At 41.6% G+C, this 20,285-nt stretch carries 19 protein-coding genes; 17 read left to right on the top strand and 2 right to left on the bottom strand.

Annotation, left to right across the window (positions count from 1 at the left end):
• Positions 1 to 18 precede the first annotated feature (18 nt).
• The 13 genes from wsfD to AC58QT_RS07140 all read left to right on the top strand — a co-directional run bounded on the left by wsfD (position 19) and on the right by AC58QT_RS07140 (position 14,046).
• Positions 19 to 1,473 (top strand): glycan biosynthesis hexose transferase WsfD, encoded by a 1,455-nt coding sequence (wsfD, locus tag AC58QT_RS07200; protein WP_497408353.1) that lies wholly within the window; start codon positions 19 to 21, stop codon positions 1,471 to 1,473.
• 37 nt (positions 1,474 to 1,510) lie between these two features.
• Entirely contained in the window at positions 1,511 to 3,076 is a 1,566-nt protein-coding gene (locus AC58QT_RS07195; RefSeq protein ID WP_497408352.1) for a hypothetical protein, read from the top strand.
• Positions 3,073 to 4,323 carry a glycosyltransferase family 2 protein gene (locus AC58QT_RS07190; protein ID WP_497408351.1) on the top strand — a complete coding sequence of 417 codons (1,251 nt, stop codon included), beginning with the start codon at positions 3,073 to 3,075 and terminating at the stop codon, positions 4,321 to 4,323. The genes AC58QT_RS07195 and AC58QT_RS07190 overlap by 4 nt, the downstream gene beginning before the upstream one ends.
• 16 nt (positions 4,324 to 4,339) lie before the next feature.
• Positions 4,340 to 6,430, top strand: a complete 2,091-nt coding sequence (locus AC58QT_RS07185) for a cellulose biosynthesis cyclic di-GMP-binding regulatory protein BcsB (RefSeq protein WP_497408350.1) — start codon at positions 4,340 to 4,342, stop codon at positions 6,428 to 6,430.
• Entirely contained in the window at positions 6,427 to 7,281 is an 855-nt protein-coding gene (locus AC58QT_RS07180; protein ID WP_310223728.1) for a GGDEF domain-containing protein, read from the top strand. Before AC58QT_RS07185 ends, AC58QT_RS07180 begins: the two co-directional genes overlap by 4 nt.
• 184 nt (positions 7,282 to 7,465) lie before the next feature.
• Positions 7,466 to 8,779 (top strand): spore germination protein, encoded by a 1,314-nt coding sequence (locus AC58QT_RS07175; protein ID WP_497408855.1) that lies wholly within the window; start codon positions 7,466 to 7,468, stop codon positions 8,777 to 8,779.
• Between the two features lies 1 nt (position 8,780).
• Positions 8,781 to 9,869 carry a GerAB/ArcD/ProY family transporter gene (locus AC58QT_RS07170; protein WP_497408349.1) on the top strand — a complete coding sequence of 363 codons (1,089 nt, stop codon included), beginning with the start codon at positions 8,781 to 8,783 and terminating at the stop codon, positions 9,867 to 9,869.
• 10 nt (positions 9,870 to 9,879) lie between these two features.
• Positions 9,880 to 10,926: a Ger(x)C family spore germination protein gene (locus AC58QT_RS07165; RefSeq protein WP_497408854.1), complete on the top strand. Its 1,047-nt coding sequence runs from the start codon at positions 9,880 to 9,882 to the stop codon at positions 10,924 to 10,926.
• A 213-nt stretch (positions 10,927 to 11,139) separates the two neighbouring features.
• Positions 11,140 to 11,670, top strand: coding sequence for a hypothetical protein (locus tag AC58QT_RS07160; protein ID WP_497408348.1), 531 nt, complete (start codon positions 11,140 to 11,142; stop codon positions 11,668 to 11,670).
• A gap of 63 nt (positions 11,671 to 11,733) precedes the next feature.
• Positions 11,734 to 11,889: a sporulation protein Cse60 gene (locus AC58QT_RS07155; protein ID WP_397340217.1), complete on the top strand. Its 156-nt coding sequence runs from the start codon at positions 11,734 to 11,736 to the stop codon at positions 11,887 to 11,889.
• Positions 11,890 to 12,232: 343 nt separating this feature from the next.
• Complete coding sequence (locus AC58QT_RS07150; RefSeq protein WP_497408347.1) at positions 12,233 to 12,694, top strand: carboxymuconolactone decarboxylase family protein; 462 nt, start codon at positions 12,233 to 12,235, stop codon at positions 12,692 to 12,694.
• A 70-nt stretch (positions 12,695 to 12,764) separates the two neighbouring features.
• The gene (locus AC58QT_RS07145; RefSeq protein WP_497281922.1) at positions 12,765 to 13,226 is read left to right on the top strand and encodes a carboxymuconolactone decarboxylase family protein; all 462 of its coding nucleotides are present in this window, start codon (positions 12,765 to 12,767) and stop codon (positions 13,224 to 13,226) included.
• A gap of 136 nt (positions 13,227 to 13,362) precedes the next feature.
• Entirely contained in the window at positions 13,363 to 14,046 is a 684-nt protein-coding gene (locus tag AC58QT_RS07140; protein WP_497408346.1) for a YjjG family noncanonical pyrimidine nucleotidase, read from the top strand.
• A gap of 99 nt (positions 14,047 to 14,145) precedes the next feature.
• On the opposite strand, the gene AC58QT_RS07135 is transcribed toward AC58QT_RS07140, so the two are convergent.
• Together AC58QT_RS07135 and AC58QT_RS07130 are read right to left on the bottom strand one after the other, a co-directional pair.
• Positions 14,146 to 14,304 carry a DUF1540 domain-containing protein gene (locus tag AC58QT_RS07135; protein WP_310223739.1) on the bottom strand — a complete coding sequence of 53 codons (159 nt, stop codon included), beginning with the start codon at positions 14,302 to 14,304 and terminating at the stop codon, positions 14,146 to 14,148.
• A 441-nt stretch (positions 14,305 to 14,745) separates the two neighbouring features.
• Entirely contained in the window at positions 14,746 to 16,668 is a 1,923-nt protein-coding gene (locus AC58QT_RS07130) for a glycosyl hydrolase family 18 protein (RefSeq protein ID WP_497408345.1), read from the bottom strand.
• 179 nt (positions 16,669 to 16,847) lie between these two features.
• Between AC58QT_RS07130 and AC58QT_RS07125 the strand changes: the two genes are divergently transcribed.
• The 4 genes from AC58QT_RS07125 (at position 16,848) to AC58QT_RS07110 (ending at position 20,259) form a co-directional block, all read left to right on the top strand.
• A complete protein-coding gene (locus tag AC58QT_RS07125; RefSeq protein ID WP_310223747.1) occupies positions 16,848 to 17,381 on the top strand; it encodes a DUF309 domain-containing protein in 534 nt (177 codons plus the stop codon).
• Positions 17,378 to 18,106 carry a response regulator transcription factor gene (locus AC58QT_RS07120; protein ID WP_310223749.1) on the top strand — a complete coding sequence of 243 codons (729 nt, stop codon included), beginning with the start codon at positions 17,378 to 17,380 and terminating at the stop codon, positions 18,104 to 18,106. The genes AC58QT_RS07125 and AC58QT_RS07120 overlap by 4 nt, the downstream gene beginning before the upstream one ends.
• A complete protein-coding gene (locus AC58QT_RS07115) occupies positions 18,099 to 19,550 on the top strand; it encodes a sensor histidine kinase (RefSeq protein ID WP_497408344.1) in 1,452 nt (483 codons plus the stop codon). Before AC58QT_RS07120 ends, AC58QT_RS07115 begins: the two co-directional genes overlap by 8 nt.
• Positions 19,551 to 19,647: 97 nt before the next feature.
• Complete coding sequence (locus AC58QT_RS07110; RefSeq protein WP_497408343.1) at positions 19,648 to 20,259, top strand: hypothetical protein; 612 nt, start codon at positions 19,648 to 19,650, stop codon at positions 20,257 to 20,259.
• The last annotated feature ends 26 nt before the right edge of the window (positions 20,260 to 20,285 follow it).

The raw sequence follows: 20,285 nt of genomic DNA, 5'->3' as shown, positions 1-20,285 counted from the left end.
AGAAAGGAGTACGATCACATGTGGAACAATCGCGTGGTGAAAACCGTGCTCCGTATGGTGTCTCCAGCCAGTTTTGCCGCTATTAGCGTGCTCCTAATTACGGTGATTGCACTGTTTACGCCTCCCTATATTGGGATGGCTGATAATGGGGACTATGCACGTATTTTGAATGGTCTATACGTGAACGATCCTACCTATACGAGCCAATACTTTGGTTATTTTATCAAAACTTTTGGTATTTTTCAGTACTATAACGAGAATAGTGCTTCTATATTTTCCACACAAACGTTTTTTATGAAAGCCGCTATTCTCATCAATCAACTTTTGTATCGGGAAGATATGTTTGATATTCGCTTTCAAGCGGGTATGTATGTGATGTTATATATAGGTGCGATCTATTTGCTCGTCGAAGCACTGACTTGGAAAATGTCAAAGAAGCTAGGCTATTTGATGGCTGCCCTCGTTATTTTTATGTTAGGTGATACAGGGTATACAGCTTATTTTAGCTCATTTTATGGAGAGAGCGTAGTATTGATCATGACGGTGTACATGGTCGCTTTCGGCGTACTTCTCTATCGAAAACGATATAATGACTATCTGATGATCATCTTATTTGTCCTTAGTGCCATGATTTTGACAGCAAGTAAACAGCAAAATGCTCCTGTTGGTATGATTGCTGCTCCTATTGGCATGTTCTTCATTTATTTAAGGAAGAATGCCTTGTACCGCGTCATGACATCTGTATTGCTTATCGCATTACTTGGTGTTGGTGTTGGCACCTACGTGCTCATACCGAAGGAGTTTGTCAATATTAACAAATATCATGCCATGACCCGAGGCGTACTCATGGGCGCAGAGAACCCAGAGAATACCCTCAAAGGATTTGACATCGATAAACAATATGCAATTTTGAATGAAACCGAATATTTCGATGCCTATACGACGGTAAATGTGGAATCGGAGATACTTCAGAAACAGTTCTATAGTAAATATGGTTTCGTATCTATTTTAACTTATTACATGATGCATCCGAACCAAGCTGGTCAAATGTTGAATTTGGCTGCGCGCGACGGTTTCAGCATCCGACCCAAAGCCATGGGGAACTATGAGCGATCTGTGGGTAAACCATTTGGCGCACAGACCGTGTTTTTCTCAGGATATAGTCTACTAAAGAGTGCGGTTGCTCCTAAAACGTTCGGTTTTGTTTTACTATGGATCTTAACGATCCTAGGACTTTATTTACCTTCCTTTATATCAGCTATTAGGTCACGTTTATGGAGGAATGCTATCAGGTTGCCACTGATTCTGATGCTAATAGGGATTGGTCTTTCCGGGATTTTTGTGTCGATCATAGGCGCCGGGGACGCGGATCTTGCTAAACATGAATTTTTATTCACGTTAATTTTCGATTTAGTATCATTGATTACGGTTGTAGATCTCTTCGCAAAGCGGCTATGGAGCCAAGAAACGTGAGCCGCCATTGGATGGAGAAGGGAGGAGACCAAAAGGCATGTTGAAGAGAAACAAATTAAGTACTTCGTTATTGGTATTCGTTCAATTATTATTTTTTTTCTGCTTACCTAAAGTTACCTCTGCGAATCCAGTGGTGACAGCTCCTGTTTTGATTGTTTATGATAGCTTAGCTATCGGCACACCGTATGAAGGGAATATCGAAGCGCTGCAGCGTATACTAGCATCTTTTAGTTCCCAGGTAACGATAACTTCAACGGATAAATATGAGGCAGGAACGCTTCAGAAATTCAATAAAGTAATTACTATCCATAACTTGGAAGACATTCCGCATTCATCTGAAGCTTTTGACCGTGATATGAAAAGTTACTTTGGAGATTATATGCATATAGGGTATCAACTCCCACAGCTTGTTGCTCAAGAAATGGGGGTAGAGGTACAACGGCACGCCAACGATACTCTGAAAATTACCATGGGTCAACTTACAGAAGATTCAATAATGGCAAAGGACATCTCGTATATCACGAAGTTTAAGGGAACCCCTTATGGGTCTAGCACTTCTGACAACGGGAATGTCAGCTATCCTTTTGGCGTGATTCAGGGCAAAAATGCTTATATTCCATACATGGTGAAAGGGAATGTCAGCGAACTGGCAACGTCCTTCGTCATGAAGGATTGGTTACATGTGAATACGACAGGGCAAAACTATGTTTTGCTAAATGAGATATATCCATTCTCAGATTTGGATTTGCTTAATGAGGTTGCCGATCGGTTATACAATGCTGGAATTCCCTTCATTGCGAGTGTTCAACCCGTGTTTAGCAACTTCCAATTCCCCGCGATGCAGCGATATTTGGAGACATTAAAGCACATGCAATCGCGAAATGGCAGTATTGTGGTGAATGCACCCGTTGTTGCATCAACAATAAGTCCAGACATCGCTGGGTTAAAATCACAGATGAGTGCTTTTCTTGACGTATTAGCCCAAAAAGAAATTGTTCCTCTTGGCATTAGTTCAGAACTATATTGGACCTATGATCAGCATTATACGGATTATGGATTGTCGATCTTCGATTCAGGCATTGTTTATGATAATCGTAATATTAGATATCACACACAACGAAATACTTCAAGTGTCTTTCAATCAGCGATGTATACCATCCAGGGGAAGGACATAAACAAGTATGTGAACGCATCTAAAATACGAGATTCCTTACCAATGAACACAGCGTTCGTATATCCGTTTCCAATTGATCGTAAAGAAATGGAAGCCACACTGGACACGTTATTAACAAGCTGGACGACATTTTCTGACTTTAAGAATGCGGAGCATACGGTGAGGACGGCAACGAATGAATTGGCTTCGCATAACGGCCACTTGCAAATCAATGGACAAGTTATCGCATTGAACAATAAGATGGCTGAGGTTGACGCTGATCACACCTACGTGCAAGAAGTGAAGAAAAGCTTTAAGACTTTATTTTCAGTCCAAAATAACATCTTTATAGCCCTTATCCTAATGACGCTTCTTATTTTCATGGTATTTCTCATTATTGGTTACCGTCTGTATAGACGCAAATTCATGCATCAGGAGAAGTCATTATGACAATCGCAGATATTCTCATGCTAATCGCCGTCTTCTGTATTTGGTCGCTCCTCTTGGTCAATGTGGGTTTGATTGTCGCGGGGTACATGTACTATATACAAATTGAGAATAAACCAGTTGCTCCCGTGGAAGGGGAGTATCCCTTCGTAAGTATCATGGTGCCTGCGCACAATGAAGCGAAGGTCATTACCAAAACCGTAGAATCTCTGCTGGCTCTTTCGTATCCACATGATCGTTATGAGATTATCGTCATCAATGATAATTCCTCCGATAATAGCAGTGTGTTATTAGGTAAGCTGCAAGAGAATTATCCTGGGCGCAATCTGATCATCTTGAATACGGATAATGTGGTAGGGGGAAAAGGGAAGTCCAATGCTTTGAATTTGGGTCTAAAGGTGAGCAGAGGAGAACTTATTGCCATTTATGATGCAGATAACACGCCTGAGAAAACAGCGTTACTTTATTTAGTATCTGAAATTACCCAGGATGCAACGTTAGGAGCTGTTATCGGGAAATTTCGAACACGTAATCGAGATGCCAGCCTATTAACTCGTTTTATCAATATCGAGACGTTATCTTTTCAATGGATGGCGCAGGCAGGACGATGGAAGTTATTCAAGTTGTGTACGATTCCCGGTACGAATTTCATTATTCGGAGGTCGATCATCGAGCAAATGGGTGGCTGGGATGTAAAGGCAATTGCGGAAGATACCGAAATTAGTTTTCGTATCTACTTGATGGGATATAAGATTAAATTCCAGCCCAAGTCGGTAACGTGGGAGCAAGAACCTCAAACCGTCAAGGTTTGGTTTAAACAGCGAACAAGGTGGGCCAAAGGCAATATTTATGTCATTGTCAAAAACATACCCTTGTTATTTAAACGATCAGCGAAGAACATTCATTTTGACATTTTATACTACCTCTCCATTTATGTCTTACTGTTAACCTCACTAGTGATGTCTGATTTACTTCTAATACTTCATGCATTGGGTTATGTGAGAACAACGATAGCAAGTTTTAGTTCCTTCTTATGGGGGCTGGCCATCATCTTATTCATTGTAGGAACATTTATTACGCTTGTGACTGAAAAAGGGGAAATGAAACTTTCTAACGTTTGGATTATTATGCTCATGTATGTGTCCTATTGTCAGATGTGGATGGTTGTAGCTGCATATGGCATGTACGCTTATTTGAAAGATTTGGTTTTCAAGCGAGAAGCCAAATGGTATAAAACCGAGAGGTATTAGATAGGGGGGATCATTGATGAGAAAACGATGGCTGTTGATTGCAACCGTTGGTCTGTTTACCTTGCTGCATGTATGTCAATCTTCAGCTTGGGCTGAAGAAATTACCCCTACTGGGACTAGACAATACCAAACTAATTTTGCAGATACATCGTTAATTGGTGGTGTAACCTATACGCAGCAGTTTTTTCAAGTTGAAAACTATTGGAACGTAGAGAGTGTAGAGATTCATCTTGACTATGAAGTTTCACGCCTTATGCAGAATGACCGTTCGAGTGTGACGCTATCGTTGAATGGGAAGCCATTTCATTCTTTTCGTCCGGTCATGCAAGAAGCGAAACAGCAGCAGTTGACGGTATTAGTACCCGTAGCGTACATCGTGAAAGGTGGGAACACGCTAACGGTTCAAGGACATTTCGAAACAACTTCACCTCTTGCAGTCAATGCTTGTTTGCCCACGGATACGAAAGATAATTGGTTACAGATTGCCAAAACCTCGCGGATCTCTGTGAACTACACGAATACTCCGATTCAAACGAGTATCCGTGATTTTAATGAACATTTTATCGGTTTGGATACGATTAAAGAAGGTCAGAATGCCATTGCAGTTACAGAAGGGGAAAGCAATTTGTCTGTACTTGAGGCGGCAACCTACGCGCTTTCTGGATTCGCAAAAGTAAATCCTGTGTCGGATAATGGGATTCCGATTGTTTCCTATAATACGAATAATTTGAAGTTGAAGCAGGCAATCATTCTTATCTCGTTCTATAATGATCTACCTGAAGAAGTGAAGTCGGCTTTTCAAGCGGAGAATCTTGATAAAAAGGCTTTAATTAAATTGGTTACCGTTGCGGGACGTCCAACCTTAGTAGTGACTTCAACGGACACTGCGATGCTAGTAAAAGCGGGGCGCTTAGTAGGAAACCAAGCTTTGCTAAGTCAACTGGATACAGATCGAAAAGAAGTAGATGGAGCGACAGAGGTAGAGACACCAGCAGTAAGCATTAGCCGTAATATCACCTTAACGGAAACCGGTGATAAGCTTCAAGGAGATCATCATCGTGAGAAGGAGTACTACATATCACTCCCTGGTAACCGTTCGATTGCAGAGGCGAGTAAATTAAGCATTAAGTATCGATATGCCAAAAACCTAGATTTCGACCGCTCCATGGTGACTATTCTAATTAATGATACACCTATTGGCAGTAAGAGGTTGTCTACCGAACTTGCAGACAATGATCATATGGATATTACGATTCCTAAAACGCTGAATAGTAGTGGGAATTTTTCTGTAAAAGTTGCTTTTGATTTGGAACTTAAGAATGCAGGATGTATAGAGAATCCGGATCAAATGCCGTGGGCGTTTGTTGACAAAGATTCCATGCTGCAGCTGAATACCAAAGATAGAGCGGATATGCTGTTTAACAATTACCCTTATCCATTTTTGCGCGATGGCAGCTATAATCAAGTGGCCGTCGTACTGCCTAAAGAGCATGATACATACTTATATCAAACGATTTCGAACATCTTCAACTTGTTAGGTCGTTATGCACAGACGAATACCGGGGAAGTCCTATTTTATCAAGATAATGTCGCGGTATCACAACTTAAAGGCCGCGAGATTATCGCCATCGGCAGTTATCAGAATAACCAAGTCATTCGAACGAATAATGATAAGTTATATTTCCGATATAACCAAAGTGGGACGGGCTTTATGTCCAATGAAAAAATGAGCATCGAGGCTAACTATGGCAAGCAAATTGGTTCCTTACAATTGATCGATTCGCCTTACGCTAGCGGCTTCGGTCTGCTTGCTATTACAGGAAGTCGCACAGAGTACGCCTATCTGGCATCTAAGCTGATCGGTTCAGAAGGAACCCTATGGAAAGTATTCGGTGATGGCGCTGTAACAGATATAGATGGCCATATCGAAGCTTTTCGATTTAAAAAAGTTACAACGGCAGAACCACCTTCAGTACTTAACGATGTCATGGAGCGTAAAGATGTGTTAGGTTTCATGATTGCAGTCGTCCTTGTTGCTTTAATAGTGCTCCTTTCACTCATTCTATTGATCCGCAAGTATCGGAAGAAGCGGAGGGATCGATCATGAGGCGAATACAGGGCAATATGGTTTCGGATGGCGCATTCATTTTGCTGATTATTGTCTGTTTTATTTGTATTGTATTTACGGCGGGGAATCCCAACCTCTATATTCAAAATATTATATTTCTGAATATCGCCTTATTAATTGCGATTGTTACTTACTTTACCAACGTAACAACGGGATTAATATTGAATATAATTTTCATCTTCGGTTACGGCACATACACGCTCTATCAAACGATTGTTGTAGGCGGGCTGATCAGTACACAAAATTACTTCTGGCTCATTATGACACCCTTATTCACCATTTCAACGTGGTTGCTTACCTACGGGAACCGTCAGCTTCAATTGGAGAATGAGCAGTTACAGAAGGCCAACAAGTACCTGGCAACCGTAGATGCCAAAACGAGCTTAAAGAATACCTTCTCGTTTCAATCCGACGCGACCATCTTCATGGCATTGTCTGTTCGTTATCACATTCCGTTAACCCTGTTAGTCTTCAGTGTGAAATACTGGGATGAGATTCGGCGTATTATTGGGGAAGAGCAGCTGATGGAAGCGGTCCTTGACCTTTCTCAAATGAGTCAAACTAGTATCCGAACGAATGATTCCCTCTATTTGCTGAATCAGGAGAATCCGATGTGGGGGATGCTGTTGTTTACGGATCGACCTGGCGCATCAATCGTGATTGATCGGCTCAGGAATAACGTCGAAGAACGAAACCGGAACGAATACAGAGACAAATTTCGAGTAGAGCTTATTCTGAAGATGGGGGCAGTCGAGTATGATGCGCAGCAGGTATCAAACCCCTTGGAATTTATTACACTAGCTAAAAAGCAGGTGGAATTTGATGTGTAGGTGGGGGATAACACTCCATAAATGTAAAAGGTCCAAATCTCATTAACAGAGATTTGGACCTTTTATTTACTTTTCCATTTGTGCAGCAAGAATTGAAATGATTAACAAAACAGAGAGAAGCAAATACTACCTGAGATATGCTTGACACAATAGGAAGTGGAACGGAGGAGACGTATTGTCGATTGTGACCAGCCTGAAAAATCATTTTCATCAAGACAGGGAATATATTTCACGCCATTTATGGTTTGGCAGTGATTCTATAACGTTTCTAGGATTAAGGACGCTTATTAATTTCCCACATTCTCTAACCATTGTACGTGAACAGTTACAGCATGTAGATGGTTTAGATCACACAGCAGAAGTTAGGCTGAGAGGGCTTGGTCATGATGTATCCGACTGCACATTGGACGAGATTATCTCAGAGATTTTAGATGGCATGCTTATTGCCGTACATGAGCCAACTGCTACTTATATTAGTATCATCCCGGTCGCACAACCGATTAACCGTTCAGTTTCCGTACCATTAACTGAAAACGTGGTTAGGGGGTCAAGCAGCGCTTTTAACGAGGATATTGAGCTCAATATCGGCTTGCTTCGAAAGCATATAAATTCAAGCGATTTGCAGATTGCAACGTATCGATTTGGGGAAGTATCGCAAAATTGCGTGGTCGTATCGTATTTGAATACAAAGATTGATCCTGCACTTCTTCGTTCTATCACCAACGCGATCGAAAAGAATTTGCATATGGATGTTAGCAATGTGCAAGAACTATCGCAAATGTTTGGTTTTTCAAACTTTACACTAGTAACCCGTTACAATACGACTGAACTGCCACAGAGTGCGGCACGAGCTTTGAAAAATGGTAAAGCGGTACTCTTTCTTGAGCGATTACCTTTCGCATTGGTATTACCCAGCCTTGTTTCTGATTTGTTCGTGACGGCTGATGATGCCAATCACCCGCATGTGTTTGCTGCGGCCCTTAGCTTCATTCGTATTATTGGCGCACTGATAACGCTAATTATCCCAGGATTGTATGTGGCCTTAGTTTCCGTGAATCCGGATGTGCTGAGATTTGAGCTAGCGCACTCTATTGCCAAGAGTAGGATAGATGTTCCTTACCCAGCGATTGTAGAGACCTTACTGTTACTGTTTGTCCTGGAACTAACATTAGAAGCTATCATCCGACTTCCTCCGAGTATAGGACCAACAATAACTATGGTAGGGGGGATCGTACTAGGACAGGCTGTCGTATCGGCGAAATTAGTAAGTAGTTTGCTCATTATCGTATTGGCGGCTACGACTATTTCAAGTGCGACCGTCGTCGGCTATCAAAATGGGCTCACGATACGTTTGTTTAAATATGTCTTATTGATTCTATCCGCAATCTTTGGTGTCCTTGGTCTATTATTTGGGTTCGTCATTATTTGCTCCTATTTGGCAGGCGTCAAATCACTGGGAGTTCCGTATCTGCAATTGAAAAATCCAGAAGGTGAATGAGATGAGTAAAAACTTACAAGTGGCTGTTATCTACATCATAACCCATTTAGGGTTGATATTCTTTGTGTATCCGACGGATATCTTAGCGAGTACACGTGAAGCCTATTGGATACCTGTTGGCTTAGGTTACTTCATCCATATTACCGTCATATTTACTTATCTGAAGGGGCTTAGTTATTTTGGAAATCAGAATATCCTCCAAGTATTGATCAACAAGAATAAAGTAATTGTTTGGTTAACATTAATTCCTGTTTTTCTATATCTTTCATTGGTGATAGTGATTACAGTTAGGGCTTATGCTGAAATTATTTCAATTGTTTTTCTAGCTGACACACCGCTTTGGATTCTTATGTGTTTGTTGCTAGGGATTCCTGTATTTATGGTCATCCACGGTGGAGTAAGAGCACTATTAAGAGCAGGTCTTTTACTAGCAGTCCTGTTTCTCCCTCCCATGATATTTGTTATGGTTTCAACGTTTCAAAACATCGATCTGAATTATGCACTTCCACTGATCCCTAAGGATCGTTCCAGGCTTTTCGCATTTCTAACCAACTTTTCGTATTATAAAAGCTTGTTTGCATTCGCGGGAGGCTTTCTATTTCTGGGCTTTATTCCCTCCTATATCACCTATAAACCCAAAACCATTTATCTAAGCAGCATTATTCTCTTCATTTTTTTCCTTCTTTCGGTGTATATTCCTATCCTAACATTAGGGGAAGAAACCGCTAGACAGCTTGCATTCCCCTTTATTTTCACAATTGATACGATAGAAATTAACTGGCTGATGTTTGATCGAATTACGATTTTTTTTCTATTGAGTCAAATCGCGTTTGTCCTTCTTTTTATCGCAATGACCCTATGGCAAATCGTATGCTTAACCCGATGTTGTCTAAAAAAAATGAAAAATCACTATCTAGTAGCTGCCACTGCCATTGTCGTGTTCATCATATGCTTGTTCATACCTGATTGGGTTCATGTTGAATTGCTGTTGCAGTGGAATTCATTTCTTAGATTGTATGTTTCAATCTTTGTTCCGACTGTCATTTTCATAATAGGGTATCGACATCAAAAACAAGTCAGAGAGAGTTGACGTGAAGATTATGCTGAAATGGATCGTTGCCACACTCCTACTTATTATTCTCACCGGCTGTTGGGACAACAAAGACATTAATCATCGCTCTTTACCGATCGCTATGGGTGTTTCTTTCGATGAAGGGAAATATACGGTGTATCTCGATATTCCAAAAGTAAGTGAAACGGATGCCATTCAAGTTGTTTCGGATCGTGGTGACACGATCAACGAAATCATTGATCGCATTAGCATGAATATGGAGAGCGAAATTGATTTGCTCCATTTGAAAATCATTATTGTCGATAAAGAGTTTGCCAAACATGGGTTAAATGACGGTGTGGCAAGCCTAATTCGTTCGCGGCATGTGTCCCCAAAAACATTGTTCGTCATTTGTGATGAATCGCCAGATCGTTTTTTTCAAAAAATGGATAAACATTCCTATGACGGGACCCTAATTTATGATTTTTTTCAACGAAATAGTGGGTTGAGTCCTGAAATTGCCTATACACAAACGTGGAAAATATTTAGGAGCATCCACTCCTTTACCAACGATGTGGTCATCCCCATCATCAAATCAGGAGATTCGACGGTGATAGAAAGCACAGGCTCGGCCATCATGAAGAATGGCAAAATGGTGGGCCGACTAAGTAATGAAGAAACCTTACTTATCAATGTGTTTAATGGCAAGCAAACGCAGGGAAAAATCGAAGTGATGGGTAAGGGGACCGTTCAAATTGTAAGTAACCATCTGATGCATCGGAGTATTTTCGTCAATAACCAGCCTACGTTGAAAAGTAAGCTAAGCTTAAAAGTAATCCTGCTGGATACGAAAGATAGTCCTTCGCTCGATTCCATTAAATCAGATTTGAACAAGCTAGTTCTAGAACGATTCGAACACTTATTTGAAAAAATTAAGCTAGACGGCGCAGATGTCTTGGGAATAGGGCAACATTTTCGAAATGATTTGACGCGATCACAACTGGAAGTTTGGCGAACAGAGTATTTTACAAATTTGAAAATCGATTTGCAGGTCACAACCACGATTCGAAATACCGGGAATTTAAAAGCTACGTAAACTTAGAAAATGGTGGACTAAGAAGCTGTCTCAGCAAGGTTGAAGAACCTTTGCGGATGGCTTTTTTGTCCTGCAAAATAAGTTGATAAACAGCCAGAATTCTATGAGTTTCGTCCATGCATTGGTATTTTAGGGAACATATAATATAGGAAATAGAAACGGTTTCCGCTATGAAAGAGGACTGGATATTCATATTTTGGAGGTGTGACGCTTGTGAGCAAACTTGCCGAGTTAATGAATCATGTTGCCATTGTTGGTATGACGAATATCGAAAAAGTACAAGTTGAGTACTTAAACGAAACTGAATTGACAATAAAATTCAATATAGGTGACGGCGCAATTCAAAGAATATTCGAGTTTGATAAATTTGTTGCAACGGTTGATTGGGCTCAGGTCAAGGAAATTGATATTGAAGAGTACCGCGGAAGAGAAGTGAAACTTAGATTTTATGTGGCTGCGATAGGGCAGATCGGGGTAACAGGAGCTTCTGGAGAGACAGTAGAAATGGGAACTACGGGAAGTACAGGAACGGATGGAACTACAGGTGAAACAGGTGAAACTAGCGAAACTAGTGAAATTGGTGAGGAGATAGCTACGGATGCAACGGGGGAAATGGGTGTAACAGGTGAAAAAGGAATTACAGAAGCTACAGTTACTAGTCTTACAACAGGTAAGTTGAAAAGAAGAATCCGTCGATGGATCACAGCGGTGCGTATCTACTTTATTAAGAACACAAGAACATAGGATTAATTTACCTCACGATTATGTATAATGGTTCTAAACGACTATGATTATGAGGTGATGGCAATGATTCAAGTTAGAGTCTTTTCTAGTTCGAATAAAATGCTTGTACAAGATGATGCCAATAAATTCTTGGCTGGATTACCAGAATCATCCGTTGTCGATGTTAAGTTTTCCTCTTCTGATGGGTCTTTTGATATTTTAGTTACTTATAAATCGTAGATTTGGTATAACACAAAACGATATATAAACAGCCTTAGGACGATGGCCGTCCTAAGGCTGTTTATGTTTCGTTTTTCCTTTAAGAATTGTCAGTAATAGGCTAGTTGACTTCATCACTAAATAGCGTTATATTGTAGATGTAGTTAATCGACGATAACTATTGTCGACGTTATGTTTGGCGAGCCGCGCAATGGTTATTATCTGAATCGCGGCTGAACTACTTTCATCTGTGAAATATTGAAATGGCACAAAAATGATGCCCTTTTGCCGACGCCAAGTGAATTTGCCATTATCACTCGGATTAAAAGAGGTTACCTAATACAATATAAAGGAGTAATGACACATGGAAATGAGATTGGATTATACAAAAGTGCGCCCTGAATCTTTGCAAGCACTATTAAAATTGGAAGGGTATGTGAAGAAAAGCGGTCTTGACCCTAAACTGGTGGAGTTGATTAAACTTCGTGCCTCTCAAATCAACGGCTGCGCCTATTGTCTGGATATGCACTCCAAAGATGCGCGTGCGATGGGGGAAACGGAACAGCGAATTTATTTGCTCAACGCTTGGAGGGAAGCCCCATTCTACACAGAATCTGAGCGAGCAGCACTTGCATTAACAGAAGCTGTGACCCAAATCTCTATTGGTGGTGTATCGGAGGAGTTGTTTGAGAAAGTCCGTAGACATTTTGATGAAGAACAGTTTGTTGATTTGATCATGGCAATTAATGCGATTAACGCTTGGAATCGTATAGCGATTTCAACAGGTATGCTCCCTGGCGATTATCAGCCACCAGCAACGAAGTAAAGATCTTGAAGGGGAACTCACTAATTGTTTGAATGATGATACCTAATACAATATAAAGGAGTAATGACACATGGAAATCAGATTGGATTATACAAAAGTGCGCCCTGAATCTTTGCAAGCACTATTAAAATTGGAAGGGTATGTGAAGAAAAGCGGTCTTGACCCTAAACTGGTGGAGTTGATTAAACTTCGTGCCTCTCAAATCAACGGCTGCGCCTATTGTCTGGATATGCACTCCAAAGATGCGCGTGCGATGGGAGAAACGGAACAGCGAATTTATTTGCTCAACGCTTGGAGGGAAGCACCATTCTACACAGAATCTGAGCGAGCAGCACTTGCATTAACAGAAGCTGTGACCCAAATCTCTATTGGTGGTGTATCGGAGGAGTTGTTTGAGAAAGTCCGTAGACATTTTGATGAAGAACAGTTTGTTGATTTGATCATGGCAATTAATGCGATTAACGCTTGGAATCGTATAGCGATTTCAACAGGTATGATCCCTGGCGATTATCAGCCACCAGCAACGAAGTAAAGATCTTGAAGGGAACCGAAGTTAATAGATATAAAGCAGCCCGCCTTTAGAACAAGGTTGAGCTGCTTTTTTCTAAAGACGCGGATAAAGTGGCTAAGGTTCATGTGACAATTTATTGTTTCGAAGGAGAGTCAAGATGAATAATTATAAAATTCTGCTGTTTGATCTAGACGATACCTTGTTAGATTTTGGCGCTAACGAAACGGACTCATTAACGAAGTTGTTTGAACAATTTGGATATCAGTTTTCTGACGAATTGTTTCAAGTTTATAATAGCGTGAATAGGCGACTATGGGCCGATTACGAAAATGGAAAGGTTACATTAGAAGTTGTGCTCAACAATAGATTCTCTGAAACGATGTTAAACCTCGGTACAGTTGTTGATGGCCTGGAATGGGAAGAGAAATATAGAGATTTGTTAGGGAACGGCAGTCAGCTTATGGAAGGTGCTTTAGAAGTGTGCCAGAGGTTATCAGCTTCCCATCGACTGTTCATAATTACGAACGGGATAACAATAACACAGAAAAAGCGATTAAAGCAGGCAGGCTTATATGAATTTTTTGAAGATATTTTTGATTCGCAAAGTATAGCCTTTCAAAAGCCTTCTAAAGAATTCTTCGATCATATCATGAACCGTATCCCAGATTTCAATAAGGAAGAAGCACTTATCATTGGCGATACACTGAATACGGATATCAAAGGTGGGATCTTGTCCGGTATTGATACATGTTGGATGAACCAAAAGAATCAAGTAGCGGATGACCAAATTAAAAGTACCTACACAATCACCAACTTAGTAGAGCTTTATGATATTTGTTGATCAAAAATCTCTATAACGACTGATAATAATTATCATTATTGGTTACAATAGATGTAGAAACATAAAAAGAGGCCAGAACGGCCTCTTTTTACTCAAATTCTAAACTTTGGATTCAAACGTACGACAATCCGTTTCTTCTGAATTGCGCGCTTGATTGCTGCCGTGGTGGCTCACGATTGCAATTGATTTCGCATTACATTTGTTCTCATTGGCCCAGTATTTGCAGGAATTCACTTCACACATTACATCTTTTGCCATGTCCTTTTCACCTCCCCTACCTCATAGGGTGGGCGAAAAGGACCTCTTTTTATACATCGCATTCAAAATAGATTTCACATCCCTATTCACACCTACACAGATCATCTTCATATACTTGAAGTAAGAGATCAAAGATTTCAAGGGGATGAAGATATGGCTGGGAAGGATGAGCTTCAAACCTGTGTCAGATGTAAGTACGTTGCAGGGAAAGAAGACAGGTACTGCATACGTTGTGGGGCGCCGCTCAAAAATAAATGTACGAAAGAAAAATCCCTGATGCATAAGGGATGTTATAAGGTTAACAAAGCGGATGCGAAGTACTGTGCGGATTGTGGGACGGAAACGACGTTCAGTCAATTGGGGTTTATCTAATAAAATAACCTGAGGTAAGGACCCTGTCCTTCCCTCAGGTTATTGTCTTTCTTCTGCAAGGATGCCAGTTTACTTCTTCTGCAGCACAGCCTGCCATAAATCAGCTGAATCATAGCCTAGTCGCCAAGCAGCAACACCAGCGATGTCGTACTTTTTGGCAATGTCCATACGCGCTGTAACGGTCGCTTGATTCTCTAACCAGAGAACGTACGTGTAGCCATTCTCTTTGTACTCGACACGGTATTGTCCAAATTCACTGTCCCATGTTTGGGTGGTTGATTTCGAAGCCATTAAAGCAGGGATGTCTTTCATGAGTACGGTGCGGTTACCGACCAATGCACCTTTGGCATCTAACTGCCATTCACGTACATAATAGGGAATGCCAAGAATAATTTTATCACGTGGAATCCCATAAGAAAGGAACTCTTGAACGCCTCCATCTGCCCAAGGAATACCCGCAACGGAGCCTGCTGATGTACTTCCCTTCCAATACTGGTCGTAAGCCATGATGACGACGTAATCGACAATGGCACCGAGTTTCTCATGGTCAAAAGCGGATAGATGATTCCATTTCACGCTGCCGCGCGGCAGATCAATCGAGATGACTAATCCTTTGGCATGCGCAGCTGATGTTAATTTGGAAATAAACGCTGTGAACGCATTGCGATCCGAACCTGCTAAACTTTCAAAATCCACATTGATGCCTGGAACACCCAACTGGACAGATCGGTTAACCAAAGCTGTAATGAACTTGTCCTGAGCTGCGGTGTTCGCCAAAAATTGTGTGGTTAACGTAGAGCTAAATTGGTTACTAACTAATGGATAGACGGTATAGCCATTCTTCTGCAGCCATTTGACCGTATCCACATTCGACGTATCCTTCAAATTGCCACTGTTGTCTGCCAATTCGAAATAAGAAGGGGAATCGACATCTAGTCCAAGTGTGTTAGAAACATGAGCTTTAATCGTCTCTGCACCTGAACTGCCATTCCAGCCCCAGACTTGAAGTTTTTTGAAATTATCCCATAATATCCGATGCTCCAAGGTTTGAATCGAAGAATTACTGTACTGTTTACCATAGGATAAAGCTTCGGGTAAGGTTTTAAATTCGCCAATCAGATTCGTACTTTGATACACTTGATATGACGCATAGTTGTTCCAAATTTTACGACCTTCTCGGTAAATGGCGCTATGTCCCCATAGCTTTGCATAATTGATGGCGTCATCAATGGAAGTGAATTCCTCAAGGAAAGCGTCATTTTGAAAAACTTTATAGGATTTAAGATTGCTGTAAACCGTTTGCTTAGTGTTGATATTGACGACAGTGGAGTTCCCCCAATTAAGAGCTTCGTTGATTGCATCTTCCAAAGAGGCAAATCCCCAATTAGGTGCTGAAAAAGTTCCTTGATACACCTTGTATACCACACTGCCCGCGCTGTTTGCCGCTTTTTCCGCTTGCGGGATGTTGTCCCACACCCACTTATTCGAATCAATATCGATAATATGAGCGCCGCCCCACTTTTTAGCCTCAGCGATGGCATCAGGTAGACTAGTAAACTTCCATGAATCTTGTGTAATCTCATTTTGATAGACTTGGAAGCGGGCGTAATTGTTCCACACCCAACCCGTGGATTGTAAATCCCGCACACTTGCGTTCGTCCATTTTTTAGCTTCAGCGATGGCTTCATTCAGAGTGGCGAATTGCCATTCCGGCAGGGTGAGATCTTGCTGATACACTTGATAGCGAGGGAAATTGCTCCAAATCCAAATACGAGTGCCAATTTCTTCAACATGACTGTTCGAAAACCATTTCGCATACGCTTCGGCCTGTGCATACGTTGCAAATTCCATAAGTACTTGATTGTACTGAAAGACGCGGTATTTCGTCGTTTTGTCTATACTAGATGGACCATTGCTTGCTGCGAAAACTGTTGAAGGCACCGTCATAGAGAGAAGTAATGTGCCGCTAAGTAACCATTTTCCTATTTTCATTCATTCCGCCTCTTTCTAGTAAGCTACTCTATTGGACGCATGAAAAGGTAGATTGGTTGCGCTTTCGACCCCATGGAAGTTCATGGATAAAGTATGAAGTTGGACGATGACCCGACTTTTTAGTAACATATGGAGAGAATGGTTTAACCGTGATGAACTTAAAGGTGAGGGGATTTCAAATGACGCAATATCCAGAGGCATACACCGATTATTTATGTTATTTTCACGGAGAGCGGGATTATTTCGAATGTCATGAAGTTATGGAAGAATATTGGAAGGAACATCCCAATGACCCGGCGAGGTTAACGTACGTAGGACTTATTCAAATTGCTGTAGGCATGTATCACAGTCGTAGAGGAAATTACGCAGGAGCTGTGAAAATGCTGCAAAGTGCTGCGAAAAACTTGCAAGCTGAAGATGTGCGCACTTTGGGGTTAGATGATGTGGAACTGCAAGCAAGAATTGCGCAAGCATGGCAAGCGATCGGAACTGACAATTACCAATTTGTCGATATGAATTTGCCTATTGCAGATCCTGAATTGCAGGATTTGTGTATGGAATTATGTCAGCTTAAGGGCTGGACTTGGCAAGCGCCGAGCCGGCTATTGGACGAGATGATTATTCATAAACATACGCGAAGAGATCGGACTGAAGTGATTGAAGAGAGGGCAAGACAACATCATATTCGAAAGGAATTAGGTGGCAAGGAATGAGTTCAGAGGGTAAAATTCTAGTCGTTGAAGATGAACCTAATATTTCCGAGGTTGTCAGGCTCTATTTGGAGCATTCGAATTATGAAGCGATTCAACTGTTTCGCGGCGGCAATGTGCTTAAAACGATCACAAATGAACGGCCATGCTTGGTGTTGCTCGATATCATGCTCCCGGATGTATCTGGTTATGAATTGTGTGAGCAAATTCGCAGGATGGATGCTCCTTACCATCACACCCCGATCATTTTCTTAACGGCAAAAGGTGAATCTTTGGATAAGTTGAGAGGCTTCAATCTGGGAGTCGACGATTATTTAGTGAAGCCATTTGATCCGAATGAGCTAATTGCGCGTATTAAAGCTGTGCTCCGCAGAACCTTGCAAGTGCCAGCTGATATGACGGGGCCACAAAGCTCACCGCGCAAGTGGTTGGAAATGGGCAATATTATGATCGACTTAGAGCAGTATCGTGTAACGGTTGATGGCAACCGAATCGAATTAACGCCGAAAGAGATTGAGCTTCTATTCTTCTTAATGAGCAATCCAGGACGTGTATTTACGCGCGAGGATTTGCTCGGGTATGTGTGGAACTTTGATTTTACAGGAGGAACACGTACCGTGGATGCACATGTGAAAAATCTTCGGAAGAAGTTAGGACAGCATGAGACGTGGAATATCCAAACACTGTGGGGAATCGGGTACTCATTTGAGGTTGTTCAGCATGCTTAAACGTTGGGTCATGGGGAAATACAATAGCTTGTATATTAAAATTTTCCTCTCCTTTCTTGCGACCTGTGTACTTTTTTTTATCGGTCTATTCGTCTTTTGGAATTATTATTTTACAGATCTCTTCTATAAGGATAAAATCGAGCTTCTAGAAAAAAGAAATACAGAAATTGCCCGCTTATTGAATTCGGTTCAGGATGGCACGATTTCTATCCGTGAATTGAAATATACCGTTCGGATTCTCGCCAGAAGTATTAATGGACAAGTCTGGCTCGTGGATGAGAAAGGCAATATCAGCAACGGTTCATCCGATAGTGAAGGAAGAGCCATTCCCAAACAGATGGACACGTTGTTTATTGATGGTTTACATGGTCGTACAGGGCATAGCATGATTAGTCTGGAAACGCCGGAAGGGAAACGAAACTTATTTGCCTTCTATGCTCCGTATCAATTAAATGATCAGCCGATGGTCATTATTCTTCATTTCCCTGCAGGTGACGTGCGTGAAGTCATTTCCGCGGTTCGTCTGAACATTTTATTACCGCTCTTGTTTTCGCTTATTGCCGTTGGCTTTATCTTGTTCATTGTTTCCCGTAAGCTCGCTGGGCCGCTGCAACAGATGAATCGTGCTGCATTAGAGTTGGCACATGGCGATTTCAAGACGCGTGTTCCCGTCAATTCGCAGGATGAAGTGGGACAGTTGGCGAAAAGCTTTAATTTCATGGTGGAGAAACTGGAGGAGTGGGAGGAGACGCGGCAAGAATTTCTCGCCAATGTCTCGCATGAGCTCAGATCACCGCTAACAACATTACGTGGTTTCATCATTGCAATGAATGATCATATTATTCCTCAGGAAAAATACCCGCACTATTTAACTATTTGTGAACAAGAAGTGCAGCGTTTGCAACGGTTAGTAGCGGATCTTCTTGACCTTGCCCAGATTCAAAATGGGGTGGATGTCTTTCGGCTGCGACCCGTCGATATGATTGAATTATTGGAAGATTCAATGGAACTCTTGAAGCCTGCGATGAAAGAGAAACACATTTCTCTACATCTCATTTTGCCCGAAACACATGTTGAAGGATGTTACATACTGTTAGATCCGGATCGTTTTGCCCAAATCATCCATAATCTCATCTATAATTCGTTTAAATTCACCCCAGAAGGGGGGACAGTGACACTCGCATTAGAAGAGAATGAGAAAGAAGTCCATTTGTACATTCGTGACACAGGGGCAGGAATGACGGCTTCCGAATTATCTCGCATTTGGGATCGATTCTACAAGGCAGATGAAGCTAGAACATCCAAAGCAGACGGTATTTCGGGGACGGGGTTAGGTCTCACAATCGTCAAGCATTTAGTTACCGGAATGAATGGTACAATTAACGCGCGTTCCCGTGTTGGGGAAGGGACAGAGTTTCATATCGTATTTGCTAGAAAAGGTTAAAAGTTCACAAAATGGTCACAATTTTATCATACTTCATACACATATTTCGCCTATCCTGTTGCTGATGGATAGGTTTTTTTGTGGAGGTGTATGTTGGTTGAGCAGCAGTACACGCAATAGTTTGCTGTGTGTAATCCTCACGACCTTCTTGGTAGTCGGTTGTACCAGACAGAGTATCGGACAAGTTGGATCCTCTGCCACAGTGGCACCGTCTATGCCTGCTTCAGCCCAAGTCTCGCAAGAGATCCCTGCGGCAGAAGATGTACAAAATGTAACAGAGCAGCAGCTGGTTATGCTATTTCAAGGGTTAATCGTGATGGATCGACAACCGTTATTAGCATTAACAGCAGAGCAATCTCGATCCATTTTGCCCATTGTTCGCAAGAGTGAAGAAGAAGGAAGTATTGACGAATCCGAGCGTAAAGCAGTCATCCAAGTGTTAACGAAAGAGCAGAAAGCTTATCTGGATGAACAATCGAAGCAATTGAAGCAGCGTATCGCAGAACGAGTGAAAGCTCATAGGGAAGCGTTGACAGCGGCGGAGAGGGAACGATATGTAACCGCTTTCGAAAAGAGGAGGAAGTCCGAACAGCAGGTTGAAGCTGGTGTCTCAGAGCGTGTCAACAGCGATACGCCATCTCCTGATTCTCGTGGATTAGGGATCAGCGTCGAGCAGCAATTAATCGAATTACTGGTTTCAAAGTCGTAAGATTGCGTACAAGCGTACAATTGCTA

This window comes from Paenibacillus sp. J31R109 (assembly GCF_059692055.1).
Note: the sequence above shows the minus strand (reverse complement) of the source record. Positions and strands in the feature narration are given on the sequence as shown.